This window comes from Curtobacterium sp. Leaf183, assembly GCF_001424385.1.
GTDB lineage: Bacteria > Actinomycetota > Actinomycetes > Actinomycetales > Microbacteriaceae > Curtobacterium.
In genome coordinates, this window is sequence record NZ_LMPO01000007.1 from 21,449 (window position 1) to 39,304 (window position 17,856).

The window sequence follows — 17,856 nt, forward strand, 5'->3', positions numbered from 1 at the left end:
CGCGTCCGCCCGCGACCGCTCGCGGACGGCGTCGATGTGCGTCCGCATCGCGGCGACCGCCGTCTGGGGATCGACCCCCAGCGCGTCCACGATCGCCTGGTGCTCGTGCACGGCACGGTCGGTGTCGTCGTCGCCGCCCTCGACGATCTGCCGCATCCGGTGCACCCGCGTCGTGATGACCTCGGACATCTCCTGCAGGAACGGGTTGCGTGCGGCGTCGAACACGACCTGGTGGAACTGCCAGTCGCTCCGGAAGAACCGGGCCATCAGCTCCTCGGGCGCGGCCTGCACCCCCACGGCCGCGATCTCCCGGACCACCGCCGCCTGTTGCCCGAGTGCCGCCTCGAGTCGCGCACGCAGCGCGCCGACGTCACCCCGGGCCGCGAGGTCGACCGCGCCGCTCTCGATGATGAGCCGGGCGTCGAACAGCGCCTCGAGCTGGTCGCCGGCGAGCGGCGGAGCCACGCGGTACCCCTTGTTCGCCTCGCGCACCACCAGGCCGGTCCGCTCGAGCTGCACCAGCGCCTCGCGCACCGGGGTGGGCGAGACGCCGAGCGTCCGGGCGAGCCCGTCGATCGACAGGCGCATGCCCGGCTCGACGTCGTGCCCCATCAGCACGTCGAGCACCCGGTCGTACACGCGGTCGCGCAGCCCGCGCTGCGTGATGCGTCCCGTCGGGAAGCCGGGCACGGTGGTGGTCACGTCCTCGATCCTAGGGAACGCCGGGTCTCACCCGAGACGGGAGGCCAGGAACGACACCATCGTCCGGACGAGTTCCGCACGCGACGTCGCCCGGCGGTACTCGTGCCCCTCGCCCGCGAGCTCGAGGTACTCGACGTCGTGCGCCCGGTCGCGCAGTGCGGCGACGAGCTGGTGCGCCTCGCCGATCGGCACGTTGGTGTCGAGCTCACCGTGCACGACGAGCAGCGGCGCCGTCACGTCGTCGACCGCGCGCATCGGCGACAGCGACGCGAGCAGCTCGTGGTCGTGCACCGGGTGACCGTACTTCGTCGCCGCGGCGCCGGCGATCCACGGTTCGGTGTCGCGGTAGAACGTCGCGAAGTCGCTCATGCCGCACACCGCGACCCCGGCCGCGAAGACGTCCGGGGTGAACGCCAACGAGGCGTTGGTCGCGTAGCCGCCGTACGAGCGGCCCTCGACCGCGACGCGCGACCGGTCTGCCCAGCCCGACGACACGAGCCACCGGGCGCAGTCGACGACGTCGGCCAGCGCGTCCCACCGCAGGGCCAGGTCGTCCGCGTGCACGAACGCGGCGCCGTACCCGGAGGAACCCCGGATGTTCGGTGCGAAGACGGTGATGCCCGCCGCGGCGAGCGCCTGGTGCTGCGGCGAGAACGTCGGCCGTTCCTGCGACTCCGGCCCGCCGTGCAGGTGGACCATCGCTGCGCGACGGCGTGGAGGCTCGGCCCGGCCCTCGTCGCCGGCCGCGGGTGACGCGGTGGCCGGCTCGACCGCCGGGTAGAGCCATCCGGTCAGCTCCAGTCCGTCGCGTGCGGCGAAGCGCTGCAACACGGGTTCGACGAGCGGGGTGTCCGGCAGTGCCGGGGCGTCGGTGACGCGGCTCCAGGTCAGGGCGTTCGTGTCGAGACGCCACAGACCGCGGGGGCTGGTCGGTCCCTCGACGGCGAGGATGACGCTGCGGCCGTCGCGGCTGAGCACCGGGTCGGTGACGACCGCACCGGGCAGGTCCGGCACCGGGGTGCGCGAGGCGTCGTGCGTGTTGACGAGCTCGAGCTCGCTGCGCCCGTCGACGTTCCACCCGAGCAGCAGCGTGCGGCCGGCGTCGTCGGCGTCGAGGAACTCGAGCTCGGCGTCGTCACGTCCGACGATGCGTCGGGACCGTCCGCGCCACCCGTGCGGGCCGACGGGCTGTGCGACGAGCTGGCGGCGCGGAGCACCGGCCTCGGTGGCGACGTACGCCACGAGCGGGCTGGTCTCGCTCGCCGGGGACGGCCGCAGGAACGCGATCTCGGCGGATCCGGACGGCGGGTCGGTCAGCAGCGGGTGGCTCTCGTCGGTCAACCGGTCGACGGCGACGACGAACTCCTGCCCGCGCTGCCCGTCGCGCAGCACCACCAGGCGTTCCTCGACCGACAGGTCGAGCACGTGGATGAGCTCGCCGACCGCCAGGTCGTCGCGGTCGCCGGACACCGGGTCCACCAGGTACGCGCGGGCGGGCTGCTCGGGCTCGGTCGACGGCAGGGTGATCACGACGCGGTGCCCGCTGCGGCTCCACGGTCCGAGTTCGGCGTGCTGATACCGCGACCCGGCGATCTGCGCCGCGTCGGAACCGTCGGGACGGACCACCCAGACCTGCTGCTTCACGCCGCCGTCAGTCGCGATCGCCACGGCGAGCCACTCGCCGTCCGAGGACCACGACACCCGGATGACCGGGTCGTCGGACAGTCCGATGCGGGTCGGCTCGGGGGGTGGGCCGTCCACCACGACGTCCTGCACGAACACCTCTGGGGTGCCGAACCGGTCGCTCACGAAGGCGACACGGCGCGCGTTGCGCGTCATCGTCGGGCCCCACGACCCCCAGGCGGCCGTGAGCCGCTCGCCCAGGTCGGCCGCGGCCTCGGTCCTGACCGCCCCGACGACCGTCACCCGCGTGGCGACGTCGGTGGGGCCTCCCGCCCGGTTCACCGCACCCCCTGGTGCTGCAGCCACATCTCGATCAGGCCGAGCTGCCAGAGTGCGTTCGCGCCGATCTCGGTCCTGGTGGTGTTCGGGTCGCGGAGCATCCGCTCCACCGTGGCCGGGTCGAACAGACCGCGCTCGCGCGCCTCTGGTGCGTGCAGCGCGACGCGGACGCGCTCGAGGTAGGGGCCCTCGAGCTGCCGGATCGCCGGTACGGGGAACGAGCCCTTGGTGCGGTCGATGACCGCGTCGGGGACGATGCCGCGCGACGCCCGCTTCAGCACGCCCTTGCCGCCGTCGGCGAGCTTGAGCGCCGTCGGGACCGCACCGGCCAGCTCGACGAACTCGTGGTCGAGGAACGGCACGCGGGCCTCGAGCCCCCAGGCCATGGTCATGTTGTCGACGCGCTTGACCGGGTCGTCGACGAGCATGATGGTCGTGTCGCTGCGGAGTGCGGCGTCCACGCTGTCGTCGGCACCCGGGCGGGCGAACTCCCGGTCGACGAACGCCGACGGAGTGTCGTCGTCGCTGCGCCAGCGCTCCCCGAGCAGTCCCTGCAGAGCCGGCCAGCGGCGGTCCATGAACACCGAGCGGTACGCCTCGGCGGCCTGGTCCCGCGGGACGTCGGCCAGGGGCGGGTACCAGCTGTAGCCGGCCAGGACCTCGTCGGCACCCTGCCCGGACTGCACGACCTTGACGTGCTGCGAGACCTCTTGTGACAGCAGCCAGAACGCGACGCAGTCGTGGCTGACCATGGGCTCGCTCATCGCCGCCACCGCGCCGTCGATGCCGTCGAGCAGCCGCGACGACGGGATGCGGATGCGGTGGTGGTCGGTGCCGAAGTGCCGGGCGACCAGGTCCGAGTACTCGAACTCGTCGCCGGACTCACCGCCGGCCGACTCGAAGCCGATGCTGAACGTGGCGAGGTCGCGCTGACCGGCCTCGGCGAGCAGGGCGACCACGAGCGAGGAGTCGATGCCGCCGGAGAGCAGCACGCCCACGGGGACGTCGGCGACCATGCGCCGTCCGACCGCGGTGCGGAGGGACTCGACCACGGCGTGCTGCCAGTCCTGGTCCGACCAGTCGGCCTTGGCCGGGTCACGCTCGAACCGGGGTTCCCAGTACACGGTGTCCGTGGTCGTGCCGTCGGGCTCGACCACCCGGACGGTCGCGGGCGGGAGCTTGCCGACACCGGACAGGATCGTGCGCGGAGCCGGGACGATCGAGTGGAAGGTCATGTACGACGCGAAGGCGACCGGGTCGATCGACGTGTCGACGTCATGGCTGCCGCCGCCGCTGCCCGCCAGGACCGCGGGCAGGGAGCTCGCGAACCGGAGCCCGCCGGGCACAGGAGCGACGTAGAGCGGCTTGATGCCCAGGCGGTCCCGCGCCAGGACGAGCCGCCCGCTGGCGTGCTCCCAGATCGCGATCGCGAACATCCCGACCAGGTGCTCGACGAACGCGGTGCCCCACTCGGCGTACGCGGCGACGATGACCTCGGTGTCCGACGTCGAGTCGAAGGTGTGGCCCTTGCCGTGCAGCTCGTCGCGGAGCTGCCGGTAGTTGTAGACCATGCCGTTGTAGGCGATCGTGAGACCCAGCCGCGCCACGACCATCGGCTGCGCCCCGGCGGTGGACAGGTCGACGATCGACAGACGTCGGTGGCCGAGCGCGACGGGGCCGCGGGCCCACAGGCCGTCGCCGTCGGGGCCCCGGTGCACCATGCAGCCCGTCATCCGGGCGACCGCGCCCACGTCGGGTGCGGTGCCGTCGAAGCGGATCTCGCCCGCGAGCCCGCACATCAGCGCGCTGCTTCCGCGTCGATGATCCACGTGTCCTTGGCGCCGCCGCCCCGCGAGGAGTTGACGACCATGCTGCCCTCGGGGGCGACGCGGGTCAGGGCGACGTCGGCCAGGTGGACGTCGTCCGGGCCGGTCCCGGTGACGTACACGAACGCCCGGAGGTCGACGTGCCGCGGGTCGAGGCCGGAGGGGCCGATGGTGGGGTGCGACGACAGCTGCACGACCTCTTGCCCCACCCAGCCCGCGGGGTCGGCGGCGATCGCGCGTCGGCGTTCCGCGACCTCGGGGGCACTCGCGCTCGGACCGATCATCACGTCGCGGCCGCCCTCGCCGTCGACGGGCTTCGTGACGAGCTCGCCGACGCGGTCGAGCACGGACAGCCGCTCGACCTCGATGCCGGTGCGGTACGTCGGCACGGACTCGAGCAGGGGCTTCTGCTCGAGGTAGTACCAGATCAGGTCCGGCACCCAGACGTACATCGCCTTGTCGTCGACCAGCGCGTTGCCCGGCGCGTTGGCGAGGTGCACCGTGCCCGCCTGCGCCGCGTCGAGGATCCGCGCGCCGAGGTCCGGGGTCGCGTCGGTCCGCAGCGCGCTGACGTCGCGGTCGATCCGCAGGTAGAGCGCGTGCAGGACCTCGCCCGACGGGGCATGGACCACCTGCCCGTCGCGGACGTCGAGGTCGGACTCGGACACCAGCCGCATGCCGGCGCCGTCAGCCAGGCGACGGTGTTCGTACCAGGCACCGGCGCCCGGGCCGTCCGACACCAGGGCCACGACCGGGTCCGGGTGGCCGGTGACGGCGGACGCGTTCGCGCAGAGGGTGTCACGCAGCAGACCGAGGACGGTGTGCGGGTCGCGCAACCGGTCGGGGCGGGGGGCGTCCGGCACCACGTCGTCCATCATCTCGCGCAGGGCGAGTCCGTACGCGACACCGGAGGGCGAGCGAACGTTGTCCTCGAGCACGCGCCACCCGCCGAACTCGTTCCGGATCAGGTCGAAGCCGATCACCGACGCCCGGACGGCATCGGCGGGGAGCCGAGCCGCATCCGGGTCCCAGCCGTTCGCCCCGACGAAGTCGTCCTGGTGCATCGCACCGTCCGTGACGATCCGTCTGGCGCCGTACGCGTCACGCAGGAAGAGCTCGATGGCCCGTGCCCGCTGGGCGAGACCGGCCTCGAGCTGGGCCCACTCGTAGGCACTGATCGTGCGCGGCACCAGGTCGCACCCGAAGACCTGCACGCCGCCGTCGACGACGAACCCGACCTCGTGCTCGCGGGTCCAGACGTCCCGCGCGGCGCAGTGCTCGATCGTGGTGTCGGCGTCCCAGCCGCGGAAGAACGCGGCGAGGTCGCGGAAGGCGGGGCGCGGGCGGGCACCGGGTCCGACCGCTTCGTCGCCCGCGCGCACCCGGTAGGACGGGATCGCGACCACGGGGTGTTCCTCGTGGCCGGAGGGCGTCCCCGCGGTGTCGGCGATGACCTGGGCGACGACGTCGTCCAGGCTGCCGCGCTCGGCGTACGCGGTGCGTTGCCGGTCGGTGGAGGTGCCCCGCGCGAGCGTGTCCTCGACCAGGTCGGCCACCGTGGCCCAGTCGCCGAGTTCCTCGAGCTCGGGACGCAGGCGGGAGACGAGCTGTCGGACCGCGATCTCTGCCGGCAGGCGCTCCGGGTGCTGCCCGAGCCCGAGCAGTTCGCCGCTCAGACCACTGCGGGCGGCCTGCCACATCGCCGCCCGGTGCAGCGGTTCGCTGCGCGGGTGCCACTCGCCGCCCGACTCGACCGCGAGCTCGGCCTTGCGGACCGCGGCGCGGAAGAGCCCCGCGATCAGGACGGCGTCGTCGACCACGGGGGTGGCGTCGCAGACCCGGAGCTCGAGCGTCGGCGCGTGGGACGAGGGCCGGACGTCGAAGTACGCCATCTTCTTGTCGGCGATCACGCCCGACGCGATGAGGTCGTCGAGCACCTTGTCGTACTCCGCCGCACTCGACACCCGACCGAAGCTGCCGGCGGACGGCCACCGCTGCCAGATGATGCTGCGGAACGAGGAGTACCCGGTGTCCTGCCCGTTCCAGAACGGACTCGACGCGCTCAGGGCCAGCAGCGCGGGCAGCGTCGGTGCCACGCGCTGGGCGATCTGCACCGCCAGGTCGCGGTCGCTCACCCCGACGTGCACCTGCAGCCCGCAGATGAGCTGTTCGTCGACGAGCATCCGGTACTGCTCCTGCATCCGGCCGAAGCGACCGCCCGACGTCAGCTCGAAGTCGGCGTACTCGGACCGGGGCGCCGTGCCGGCCGCGGCGATCGTCACCCCCGCGGGTTCGATCGCGGCGGCGAGCTCCTGGCGCAGGTCGACGATCACGCGCCGGAGGTCGTCGAGGGTCGTCACGACCGGGGTGTTCGTCTCGATGGTGGTCCGCTGCAGCTCGGCGCCGAAGCGGTCGGCGGGCAGCTTGGGCAGAAGGCGCGGGGCCTTCGCGGAAAGTCGGCCGGACTCGAGGTCGATGAGGTGCAGTTCTTCCTCGGCGCCGAGCGTCAGCTCTGCACTCATGTGGAGAACCTACCGGCGACGGGTGTCGCGCGCACGGGGGTACAGCAGGCTGTGAACAACCCCGTGGCTCGTCCGTAGAAACGAAGGATGACGGCGACCGCATTCTGCCTGCACGCCCTCGGGTCGAGTTCCGAGGAGTTCGCGACCCTCCGTGCGCGTCTCGCCGGGACCCTCGACCTGATCGGCGTCGACCTGCCCGGCTTCGGGCGGTCCTCCGCCGTGACCGGCACGACCGTCGAGGAGATGGTCGAGCGCGTCGAGCGTGCCATCGGCCGGAGCGGCGCCACCGAGTGGGTGCTCGTCGGGCACTCGATGGGCGGCAAGGTCGCCTCGGTCGTGGCGTCACGGACCATCGACGGCTCGAACGGCCTGTTCGGCCTGCGCGCCGTGGTGCTGCTCGCCGCCTCGCCGCTGTCGCCCGAGCCGATGGACGACGAGCGGCGACAGACCATGCTCGGCTGGGCGTCCGACGGCGAGATCGGCCCGGACGAGGCCGACACCTTCGTGTCCGCGAACACCGACGAGCAGCTGCCGCCGGAGCCCCACGCCATGGCCGTGCACGACGTGCAGCGCGCCGCCCCCGAGGCCTGGACCGCCTGGCTCGTCCGCGGCAGCCGCGAGGACTGGTCCGACCGCTTCCCCCCGAACCCGGTGCCGGCGCTCGTCCTGGCCGGCGCGGCCGACGGCGACCTCGGACCCGACGCGCAGCGCACCCTGAACCTGCCGCACTGGCCGAACGGCGAGTTCGGCGTCGTCGAGGGCGCCGCCCACCTGCTGCCGTGGGAGCGCCCGGACGACGTCGCCGACCGCATCCGGGACTTCTGGGACCGCCGAGTCGCTCCAGGACCCCTCGTGCCCGCCGCCACCGTGCGCGTCATCGCCTCACCGCGCGTCAGTGCGCGGACCCGGGGCATCCTGGCGGTCCGGTCGCTGCCGGACGACCCCGGCGCATCCCCGCAGGTCCTCACCGACCGCCAGCTGACCACCCTCCGTGCGGTCGCCCGGGTCGTCGTGCCGCAGGACGACCGTCCGGTGGACCTGGCGCTCCGCGTCGACGCGCAGCTCGCCGACGGCCTCGGCGACGGCTGGCGTCCGGACGGGCTGCCCGTCGACGTGGACGCCTACCGCGCCGGACTCGACGCACTCGCGCCCGAGGCCGACCGGGGCGACGACCACCTGGCGACCGTGCTCGACGCGGTGTCCGAGGGCGAGCACACTCCGGCCGCCGGTCCCTTCGACGCGGAGCAGCTCCGCGCCTGGGCCGAGGACGCCAGCGTGGACCTCGCAAAGCAGTGGGTCGCGCACCCCGCGACCATGGCCGAGATCGACTACGACGGCTTCGCCAACGGTGGCGACGGCGTCCGCAAGCAGGGCTTCCTGCTCCTCGGAGCGGGACAGCGAGAAGCATGGGAACCGGCGGGAGCCGCACGATGAACCTGAACGACCAGCGCCGGTATGCCGAGGACGAGATCGTCGACGTGGTGGTCGTCGGCACGGGTGCGGGTGGCGCACCGCTGCTCGCGACCCTGGCACGACGCGGCCTGCGGGTCGTCGCCCTCGAGGCCGGTCCGAACACGGAGCCCGGGGACCACACGCCCGACGAGGTCGAGGCCCCCGGTGACATCAACTGGATGGACGAGCGCATCAGCGGTGGCAGCGCCCCGACCGCGTTCGGCCCGAACAACAGCGGCACCGGCGTGGGTGGGTCGACGCTGCACTGGGGTGCGTTCACCCCGCGCCCGAACGAGCACGACATCCGGCTGCGCACCGACTCGGGCAAGGGCGAGGACTGGCCGATCGAGCACGCCGAGCTGGTCCGCTGGATCGAGCAGGCCGAGCACGACGTCGGCGTCGCCGGACCCGCGCACTACCCGTGGGACCCCGCTCGTCGCTACCGCATGGGCCCGGCGGCGCGGAACGCCTCGTCGGACATGATGATGCGCGGCACCGCGGCCCTCGGGATCACGGCCACTGATGCCCCCGTGGGACTCACCACCGAGGACCGCATGCAGGAGCACCACGGCCTGCGCCAGGCGTGCGTGGCGTGCGGCTCGTGCCACCAGGGCTGCCGGAACGGCGCGAAGGTGTCCATGGACACCACGTACCTGCCCGCTGCGGTCGCGTTCGGCGCGGAGATCCGTGCCGAGTCGTTCGTGCACGGCATCGAGCTCGACGCCCGTGGGCAGGTCGAGGCGGTCGTCTACCGCCAGGGTGGCCGTGACCACCGCCAGCGCACCCGCTCCCTCGTACTGGCCGCCGGCGGGATCGAGACCCCCCGGCTGCTGCTGCACACCGGACTCGCCAACAGCAGCGGTCAGGTCGGCCGGAACTTCACGGCCCACGGCGCGACCCAGGTGTGGGCGACGTTCGACGAGTCGATGCGCTCGTACCGCGGCTACCCGTCGTCGATCATCACCGAGGACTTCATCCGTCCCGAGGGCGTCGACTTCGCTGGCGGCTACCTGATCCAGAGCCTGGGCGTGCAGCCGCTGACCCTCGCGACCTCGCTCGTGCGCGGCGGTGGCCTCCGTGGCGCCGCCCTCGTCCGGGCGATGCGCGACTACCCGCGGATGGCCGGCGTCGGCATCAACGCCGAGTGCCTGCCGTACGACGACAACCGGCTGGTCCTGACCGACGAGCTCGACGCGAACGGGATGCCCGTCGCCCGGGTCACGTTCTCGCCCGGTGACAACGAGGCCGCGGTCGCGGAGCACGCCATCGCGACGATGACCGCGATCGTCGAGGCCGCCGGCGGCAAGGACGTGCGCGTGCTCGACCGCACCGCGCACACCGTGGGCACCGCGCGGATGGGCACCGATCCCGAGCGCTCGGTCGTCGACGCGGTCGGCCGCTCGTGGGACGTGCCGAACATGTGGATCGTCGACAACTCGGTCTTCCCGAGTTCGCTCATCGCCAACCCGGCGCTGACGATCATGGCGCTGTCGCTCCGCACCGCCGACCGCATGCTGGCCGACGACGTCGCGGCCGACCGCGACCAGGCGGCGCGCGTCGCCGTCTGACGCGACCGACCGACTACTGGAGTACACCCGCACCGTGCGAGTTCGCCGCCCGGTGCGACGTCGACCGCCCGGTGCGAGGCATCAACCTCGCACCAGCCGGACAACCGCGCACCACCCGGCGGCGCAACGGCGCCGGGGCGTCACCCCCGCGTGCGCGCCAACCGACGGTTCAGCGCGCCGTTCAGCAGCGCGACGAGCAGTCCCACCGCGAACACCAGCGTCCCGAAGCAGAGCACCTGCGGCGGCATCCCGGCCTTCGCGGCGCCGTACACGAACAGGGGGAAGGTCACCGCGGGCCCCGCGACGAACGACGTGATCACGTAGTCGTCGATCGACATCGCGAGCGCCAACAGTCCCGCGGCGAGCATGCCCGGCGCCAGCAGCGGGAGCGTCACGAGCCGGAAGGCCTGGAACGGTGTCGCACCGAGGTCACCGGCGGCCTCCTCGAGTGCCCGGGAGGTCCCCGCGATCCGCGCCCGCAGCACCACGACGACGTACGCCACGTCGAACGCCACGTGTGTCAGCAGCACCGTCAGGAACCCGGTCCCGAGCCCGATCGACAGGAAGAACGACAGCGACGCGGACCCGACGACGATCGACGGCGCCGCGATGTCGGCGAACACGACGCTGTTCACGACGCCGCGGCCCGGGAACCGGTACCGCTCGAGGGCCAGCGCGAGCGGCAGCCCGATCGCGACGGACACGATCGCGGCCAGGAACGCGACGACCACGGACGTCACGAAGGCCTGCCCGAGCCCGGACACGTTCACCAGGTTGGCGTACCAGTAGGTCGTGAAGCCGTTCCACGCGAACGACAGGCGGTTCGTGGGGGCGTCGTTGAACGAGTACACGACCATGTAGACGATCGGCACGAGGGTGATCGCGATGACGACCCAGTACACGATCGCCAGCCACGGCCCGCGGCGGTTCACGCCGTTGCGGTGCACGACCGGCGCGGAGACCGGCGATGCCGGTCCTGTGGACGAACGGGGTGGGGCGACGGCGGTCATACGAGGTCCTCGAGGTCGTCGGTGCCGGAGACCCGGGCGTAGATGAACAGGATGATGCCGAGCACGACCATGAGCACGGTCGACAGGGCCGCGGCGACGTTGTACTGCTGGTTGCCGGAGTAGGCGTCCTGGATCGCCTGCCCGATCGTGTACGTGTTCGTGCCCCCGAGCAGCGCCGAGTTGACCGGGTCGCCGACGCAGTCGATGAACACGAGCAGCACCCCGGCGAAGATGCCGGAGCGGGACAGCGGCAGCGTGGTGTGCCAGAACGCACGGACCTTACCGGCGTACAGGTCGTTCGCCGCCTCGCCGAGTCGTGGGTCGATCCGCTCGAGCGCGGCGTAGATCGGCAGCACCATGAACGCCAGGTCGTTGTACGCGTCCCCGAAGACGACCGCCCCGCCGGTGCCGAGGATGTGGAAGTCCTTGCCGGCCAGCCCGATCCCCTGCAGGACGGTGACGACGGGCCCCTGCGACGCCAGCACGAACGCCCACATGTCGGTGCGGATGACGAACGACACCAGGAAGCTGATGAACACGAGCATGAGCAGCGGGTTCTTCCACCGCGGCGACACCCGGAACGCCACGAAGTACGCCACCGGGTACCCGACGATGATCGTCACGACGGTGGCGGCCAGGCCGTACCAGAGCGAGCGCAGCAGGAACGTCAGGTACGGCACCTGCGGGTCGACGAACAGCGACGAGTAGATCCCGAAGTTCCACGTGAACGTGTACCCGTCGTCCGGGTTGCCCGACATCAGCGAGACGATCAGCCCGGACACCAGCGGGATCACGAAGAACACGCAGAGGTACGCGGTGCCGACCAGCGCGAGCAGGAACGGCGTGCTGCGACGACGTCCCCGGCGTACCGGCGCGGTGCCGGCGGGCCCGAGCCCCGGGGCCACCCCGACGGCGCTCACGACTGCACCACCGCGTTGAAGATGCCGTTCCACTCCGAGTACTCGTCGTAGTTGGCGAACACGCGGAACTCGTGCGACTTCTCCAGCACCGACGCATCCGGGAACACGAGCGGACTGTCGGCCACGGTGGGGTCCTTGAGCTCATCGCGCACGTAGTCCTCGGCGCCGGGCACCGGGCACACGTAGTTGACGTAGTCCTCGACGATCCCGGCGATCCGCGGCGTGTAGTAGTAGTCCATCCAGGTCAACGCCGACAGCGGGTTGGCGGCCTGCTTCGGGATGAGCATGTTGTCGTGCCACATCATCTGGCCCTCGTCCGGCGTGACGAACTCCAGGTCCGGGAACCCGGACTGCTGCGCCTGGAACACGTCACCCGACCACGCCTGGGTGATCCACGTGTCGCCGTTCTCCAACCGGTTGACGTAGCTCTGGTCGTAGAAGCCGGCGACACTCGGCCGCAGCTTCCGCAGCCAGTCCTGCGCCTTCCGCCAGTCCGACGGCGTCGAGGTCTCCGGAGCGATGCCGAGCGCCAGCAGCGCGAGCGAACCGAGCTCGGTGTTGTCGCTCATCAGCCCGATGCGGCCACGGAACGCGGGGTCGAGCAGGTCCTGGAACGAGGTGATCTTCCGCCCGGTGTACTTCGGGTTGTACGCCAGGCCCGTGAACCCGGTCTGCCACACCACGGAGTGCTTGTTGCCCGGGTCGTAGTTCGGGTCCTGCACCGAGTCCGACGCGTACTTGGCGAAGTTCGGCATCCGCGACCGGTCGAGCTGGCACACGAAGCCGTTCTTGATCATCTCGGTGAGCTCGTACCCGTTCGTCATGACGACCAGGTCGTAGCCGGTCGACCCCTTCGCCCGGAGGATCGGGGAGACGGTGGCGTAGAACGTCGCGTTGTCCTGGATCACCGCCTGGTAGTCCACGGCGATGCCCGTCTCCTGCTCGAACAGCCGCAGGGACTCGGACTTGCCGTGGTCGGAGTCGATGTACAGCGGCCAGTTCGCGAAGTTCAGGTCCTTGGTCTCCTTCGCGTCCCGCCAGAAGGCCGTCCAGTCGACGGGGTCGCCCTGCGACCCGGCCGAGCCCTTGATGCTGCACCCGGTCAGCAGGGCGGCGAGCGCCGCGGCACCGCCACCGGCGAGCAGCCCCCGGCGGCTGACGCGGGCGGAGGTCAGGCCGCGCAGCAGGTCGGGTCCGGCGCTCATGCGACCGCACCTGCGGTTGCGGGCTGGCCGGACGGGAGGCCCGGTGCGGGCTGGGTGGTGACGGTCGCGTCGGACGTGTGCGGAGCCTCCAGACCGAAGCCGTGGTCGACGCCCCAGGTGAGCCACACCTCGGTGCCGGTCGCGACCCGCGGGCCGCCCTTCGAGTTCTGGGCGAACACCGACACCCGGCCGGCTCCGGGGACGTCGACCAGGTACTGCGTGCTGACGCCGGAGAACGAGACGTCGACGACGCGTCCGGGTCCGAGGATGTTGCGGCCGGGTTCGCGCGCGGGTTCGGCGGTGCGGATCTTGAGCTTCTCGGGGCGGACCCCGACGACCACGCGGCCCGTGGTGGTGACCGCGCGGTCGGTGGGCACGGCCAACGTGCCGGCCGCGGTCCGGACGACCAGCAGCGGGCCGTCGGTGCCCTGCACGTCGCCCTCGAGCAGGTTCGACTGCCCCAGGAAGTTGGCGACGAACGCGGTGCGCGGGAGTTCGTAGAGGTCCTCGGGGCTGCCCATCTGCTCGATCCGACCGCCGTTCATCACGGCGACGGTGTCGGCCATCGTCATCGCCTCCTCCTGGTCGTGGGTGACGTGCAGGAACGTCAGCCCGACCTCGGCCTGGATGGTCTTGAGCTCGAGCTGCATCTGGTGCCGGAGCTTCAGGTCGAGGGCGCCGAGCGGTTCGTCGAGCAGCAGCAGCGCCGGCCGGTTGACGATGGCGCGGGCCAGGGCGACGCGCTGCTGCATGCCGCCGGACAGCTGCGCGGGCCGCTTCGACGCCGACGCCTCGAGCTCGACCAGCCGCAGCGCCTCGCGCGCCTTCGTCATCGGGTCCGGGATGCGGCGGCGCTTCAGGCCGAACGCGACGTTGTCGAGCACGCTCATGTGCGGGAAGAGCGCGTAGTTCTGGAACACGGTGTTGACCGGCCGCTGGTACGGCTTGGTCTCGGTGACGTCCTCGCCGCCCAGCAGGATGCTGCCGCTCGTGGGTTCCTCGAGCCCGGCGACCAGTCGGAGCGTGGTGGTCTTGCCGCAGCCCGACGGACCGAGCAGGGCGAAGAACGACCCCGCCGGGACCGTCAGGTCCAGGGCGTCGACCGCGGTGTGCCCGGGGAACGACTTGGTGATCTGCTCGAGCCGGAGATCGGCTCCCGATTCGGCGAACGTGCCGGTCACTGCCATGGTGCCTCCTGCTGCAGGGTGGATCGGGCTCAGCCGATGTGGGACATGACGTGCTTGATGCGGGTGTAGTCGTCGAACCCGTACTGGGACAGGTCCTTGCCGTAGCCGGAGTGGCCGAAGCCCCCGTGCGGCATCTCGGCGACGATCGGGATGTGCGTGTTGATCCAGACGCAGCCGAAGTCCAGGTCGCGGGCGAAGCGCATGGCCCGGGCGTGGTCGGTCGTCCAGACCGAGCTCGCCAGGCCGTACTCCACACCGTTCGCGGCACGCAGGGCGTCCTCCTCGGTGCGGAAGCGCTGCACGGTCTGCACCGGCCCGAACACCTCCTGCTGCACGATCCGGTCGTCCTGGTGCAGGCCGGACACGATCGTGGCCTGGTGGTGGAAGCCGCGGTCGCCGATCCGGTGCCCGCCGAGCTCGATCGTCGCGTGGTCGGGCAGCGTGTCGATGAACGAGCGCACCTGGGCGAGCTGCCCGGCGTTGTTGACCGGGCCGAAGAACGGGGCGTCGACGTCGGGGCCGCACTGCGCGTTGCCCCGGGCCTCGGCGACCAGGGCGGCGACGAACTCGTCGTGGATGCCCTCCTGCACGAGCAGCCGGGTCGCCGCGGTGCAGTCCTGGCCGGCGTTGAAGAACCCGGCCGCGACGATGCCCGCGACCGCGGCCGGGATGTCGGCGTCGTCGAAGACGATCACGGGCGCCTTGCCGCCGAGCTCGAGGTGGGTGCGCTTGAGGTCGTTCGCGGCGGCCCGTGCGACCTCCATGCCCGCGCGGACGGACCCGGTGATCGAGACGAGCTGCGGGGTCGGGTGGTCGATCATCGCGGCGCCCGTGGTGCGGTCCCCGACGACGACGTTGAGCACGCCCGGCGGCAGGAACTCGGCGGCGACCTCGGCGAGCAGCAGCGTCGACAGGGGTGTCGTGTCGCTCGGCTTCAGCACCGTGGTGTTGCCCGCGGCGATGGCCGGCGCGATCTTCCACACCGCCATGTTGAGCGGGTAGTTCCACGGGGTGACCTGCGCGACGACGCCGATCGGTTCGCGACGGACGAAGGACGTGTGGTCGGCCAGGTACTCGCCGGCGCTCCGGCCCTCGAGGTTGCGGGCGGCCCCGGCGAAGAACCGGAGCTGGTCGACCGACAGCAGGATCTCGTCCTGCACCAGGGTGGCGCGGGGCTTGCCGGTGTCCAGGGACTCCAGGTCGGCGAACTCCTCCGCCCGGTCCTCCATCGCGTCGGCGATCCGGAACAGCGCGAGCTGCCGTTCGCCCGGGGTCGTCCGGCGCCACCGTGCGGATGCAGCCGCTGCCGACGTGAACGCGTCGTCCACGTCGGCAGCGGTGGACACCGGGGAGACGCCGTAGACCTGCTCGTCGGTCGGGTCGACGAGGTCCATGACGGCGTCCCCACGGGGCTCGACGAACGCGCCCCCGACGAAGTTCCGCACAGGGTGGGTGACGGTGCTCGTGGTGTCCGGCATGGCCGTGATACTGACACGGAAAACGGCGGTTCGGAAGTCTTGTCGCAACGGAAATCGTTGTGAAACACGTTGTTCACAACGGAATCCCTTGCATTGACGAGGAAGGCGCTGCCATGCTGTCGGGCATGGCGGCAGCACCACGACGTCCGGGTCCGATCGACGACATCTCCAAGCGCATCATCGAGCAGCTCCAGGCTGACGGCCGCCGTCCGTACGGGGAGATCGGCAAGGCGGTCGGTCTCAGCGAGGCGGCGGTCCGGCAGCGCGTGCAGAAGCTGACCGAGACCGGCGTCATGCAGATCGTCGCGGTCACCGACCCGATGCAGCTCGGCTTCCACCGGCAGGCGATGATCGGCATCCGCGTCAACGGTGACACCCGCAAGGTCGCCGACGCACTCGAACAGCTGGCGGCCGTCGACTACCTCGTGATGACCGCCGGCAGCTTCGACCTGATGGTCGAGGTCGTCTGCGAGGACGACGACGACCTGATCGAACTGCTCAACGGCACGATCCGGGCCATCCCGGGCGTGACCGGCACCGAGACCTTCGTCTACCTGCAACTCCGCAAACAGCTCTACGACTGGGGAACGCGATGACCATCACCGACCGACCGACCCGCCTGGGCTCGTACGACCCGTTCGCGCCCGTCGACGACGCCGCCCTGCAGCAGAAGTCCCGTGACCACCTGTGGATGCACTTCGCCCGCCACGGGGCAAACCAGGCCGGCGCCGACGTGCCGATCATGGTGCGCGGCGAGGGACACCACGTGTACGACAGCCACGGCAAGGGCTACATCGACGGCCTGTCCGGCCTGTTCGTCGTCGCCGCCGGCCACGGGCGGAAGCGTCTGGCCGAGATGGCGGCGAAGCAGGCCGAGACACTGTCGTTCTTCCCGATCTGGTCGTACGCGCACCCCGCGGCGATCGAGCTCGCCGACCGCCTGGCCGACCTGGCGCCGGGCGACCTCAACAAGGTGTTCTTCTCGACCGGCGGCGGTGAGGCCGTCGAGACCGCGTTCAAGCTCGCGAAGCACTACTGGAAGCTCCGCGGCAAGCCGATGAAGCACAAGGTGGTCTCCCGCGCGGTCGCGTACCACGGCACCCCGCAGGGAGCCCTCGCGATCACGGGCATCCCCGCGATGAAGCAGATGTTCGAGCCGCTGACCCCCGGCGGGCTGCGCGTGCCGAACACGAACTACTACCGCGCCGACGAGATGGGCTTCGCGGGGCAGTCCGAAGAGGAGTTCGGCGTCTGGGCCGCCGAGCGCATCCGCGAGATGATCGAGTTCGAGGGCCCCGACACCGTCGCCGCCGTGTTCCTCGAACCGGTGCAGAACTCCGGCGGCTGCTTCACCCCGCCGCCCGGGTACTTCCAGCGCGTGCGCGAGATCTGCGACGAGTACGACGTGCTGCTGGTCTCCGACGAGGTCATCTGCGCGTTCGGCCGCATCGGCACGATGTTCGCCTGTGACACGTACGGCTTCGTGCCGGACATGATCACGTGCGCCAAGGCGATGACCTCGGGGTACTCCCCGATCGGCGCGACGATCATCAGCGACAAGCTGTTCGAGCCGTTCTCCACGGGCGACACGACCTTCTACCACGGCTACACGTTCGGCGGGCACCCGGTGTCGGCCGCGGTCGCGATGGAGAACCTCGACATCTTCGAGGAAGAGGGCCTGCTCGCCAACGTCCAGCAGAACGCCCCGCTGTTCAAGGCCGAGCTCGACACGCTGCGCGACCTGCCCATCGTCGGTGACGTGCGCGGTGCGGGGTACTTCTACGGCATCGAGCTCGTCAAGGACAAGGCCACCAAGACGACCTTCGACGCCGACGAGTCCGAGCGGCTGCTGCGCGGGTTCCTGTCGAAGGCGCTGTTCGACGCCGGGCTGTACTGCCGCGCGGACGACCGGGGCGACCCCGTCGTGCAGCTCGCGCCGCCACTCACGATCGGGCAGCCGGAGTTCCGCGAGATCACCTCGATCCTGCGGAGCGTGCTGTCCGAGGCCGCGTCGAAGATCTGAC

Annotated in this window: 13 protein-coding genes; 4 read left to right on the top strand and 9 right to left on the bottom strand. The window is 71.4% G+C overall.

Going from position 1 to position 17,856, the window contains the following annotated elements:
- The 4 genes from ASG04_RS04455 to ASG04_RS04470 form a co-directional block, all read right to left on the bottom strand.
- Positions 1 to 702 (bottom strand): GntR family transcriptional regulator (locus ASG04_RS04455; RefSeq protein ID WP_056121576.1); only part of this gene is annotated, 702 nt, incomplete at its 3' end.
- A gap of 27 nt (positions 703 to 729) precedes the next feature.
- Positions 730 to 2,667 carry a S9 family peptidase gene (locus tag ASG04_RS17975; protein ID WP_268750889.1) on the bottom strand — a complete coding sequence of 646 codons (1,938 nt, stop codon included), beginning with the start codon at positions 2,665 to 2,667 and terminating at the stop codon, positions 730 to 732.
- Complete coding sequence (locus tag ASG04_RS04465; RefSeq protein ID WP_056120915.1) at positions 2,664 to 4,463, bottom strand: N-acetylglutaminylglutamine amidotransferase; 1,800 nt, start codon at positions 4,461 to 4,463, stop codon at positions 2,664 to 2,666. The genes ASG04_RS17975 and ASG04_RS04465 overlap by 4 nt, the downstream gene beginning before the upstream one ends.
- Positions 4,463 to 7,012, bottom strand: coding sequence for a carboxylate--amine ligase/circularly permuted type 2 ATP-grasp protein (locus ASG04_RS04470; protein WP_056120917.1), 2,550 nt, complete (start codon positions 7,010 to 7,012; stop codon positions 4,463 to 4,465). Before ASG04_RS04470 ends, ASG04_RS04465 begins: the two co-directional genes overlap by 1 nt.
- 87 nt (positions 7,013 to 7,099) lie before the next feature.
- Between ASG04_RS04470 and ASG04_RS04475 the strand changes: the two genes are divergently transcribed.
- Together ASG04_RS04475 and ASG04_RS04480 are read left to right on the top strand one after the other, a co-directional pair.
- Entirely contained in the window at positions 7,100 to 8,446 is a 1,347-nt protein-coding gene (locus ASG04_RS04475) for an alpha/beta fold hydrolase (protein ID WP_056120919.1), read from the top strand.
- A complete protein-coding gene (locus tag ASG04_RS04480; protein WP_056121580.1) occupies positions 8,443 to 10,032 on the top strand; it encodes a GMC family oxidoreductase in 1,590 nt (529 codons plus the stop codon). The genes ASG04_RS04475 and ASG04_RS04480 overlap by 4 nt, the downstream gene beginning before the upstream one ends.
- 140 nt (positions 10,033 to 10,172) lie before the next feature.
- Here ASG04_RS04480 and ASG04_RS04485 read toward each other — a convergent pair whose 3' ends face one another.
- From ASG04_RS04485 to ASG04_RS04505, 5 genes are read right to left on the bottom strand one after another with little or no spacing between them, the layout of a single operon-like run.
- Entirely contained in the window at positions 10,173 to 11,042 is an 870-nt protein-coding gene (locus ASG04_RS04485) for an ABC transporter permease (RefSeq protein WP_082517817.1), read from the bottom strand.
- Positions 11,039 to 11,962 (bottom strand): ABC transporter permease, encoded by a 924-nt coding sequence (locus ASG04_RS04490; RefSeq protein ID WP_156463528.1) that lies wholly within the window; start codon positions 11,960 to 11,962, stop codon positions 11,039 to 11,041. Before ASG04_RS04490 ends, ASG04_RS04485 begins: the two co-directional genes overlap by 4 nt.
- The gene (locus ASG04_RS04495) at positions 11,959 to 13,167 is read right to left on the bottom strand and encodes a spermidine/putrescine ABC transporter substrate-binding protein (protein ID WP_056120921.1); all 1,209 of its coding nucleotides are present in this window, start codon (positions 13,165 to 13,167) and stop codon (positions 11,959 to 11,961) included. Before ASG04_RS04495 ends, ASG04_RS04490 begins: the two co-directional genes overlap by 4 nt.
- Complete coding sequence (locus ASG04_RS04500) at positions 13,164 to 14,354, bottom strand: ABC transporter ATP-binding protein (RefSeq protein ID WP_082517818.1); 1,191 nt, start codon at positions 14,352 to 14,354, stop codon at positions 13,164 to 13,166. Before ASG04_RS04500 ends, ASG04_RS04495 begins: the two co-directional genes overlap by 4 nt.
- Before the next feature lie 29 nt (positions 14,355 to 14,383).
- On the bottom strand, positions 14,384 to 15,832 hold the full coding sequence (locus ASG04_RS04505; RefSeq protein ID WP_056120923.1) for a gamma-aminobutyraldehyde dehydrogenase: 1,449 nt from the start codon (positions 15,830 to 15,832) through the stop codon (positions 14,384 to 14,386).
- Between the two features lie 125 nt (positions 15,833 to 15,957).
- Here ASG04_RS04505 and ASG04_RS04510 point away from each other — a divergent pair, with 125 nt between their 5' ends.
- Both ASG04_RS04510 and ASG04_RS04515 read left to right on the top strand, forming a co-directional pair.
- On the top strand, positions 15,958 to 16,428 hold the full coding sequence (locus tag ASG04_RS04510; RefSeq protein WP_111106184.1) for an Lrp/AsnC family transcriptional regulator: 471 nt from the start codon (positions 15,958 to 15,960) through the stop codon (positions 16,426 to 16,428).
- Positions 16,425 to 17,855, top strand: coding sequence for an aspartate aminotransferase family protein (locus ASG04_RS04515; protein WP_056120926.1), 1,431 nt, complete (start codon positions 16,425 to 16,427; stop codon positions 17,853 to 17,855). The genes ASG04_RS04510 and ASG04_RS04515 overlap by 4 nt, the downstream gene beginning before the upstream one ends.
- Position 17,856 lies beyond the last annotated feature (1 nt).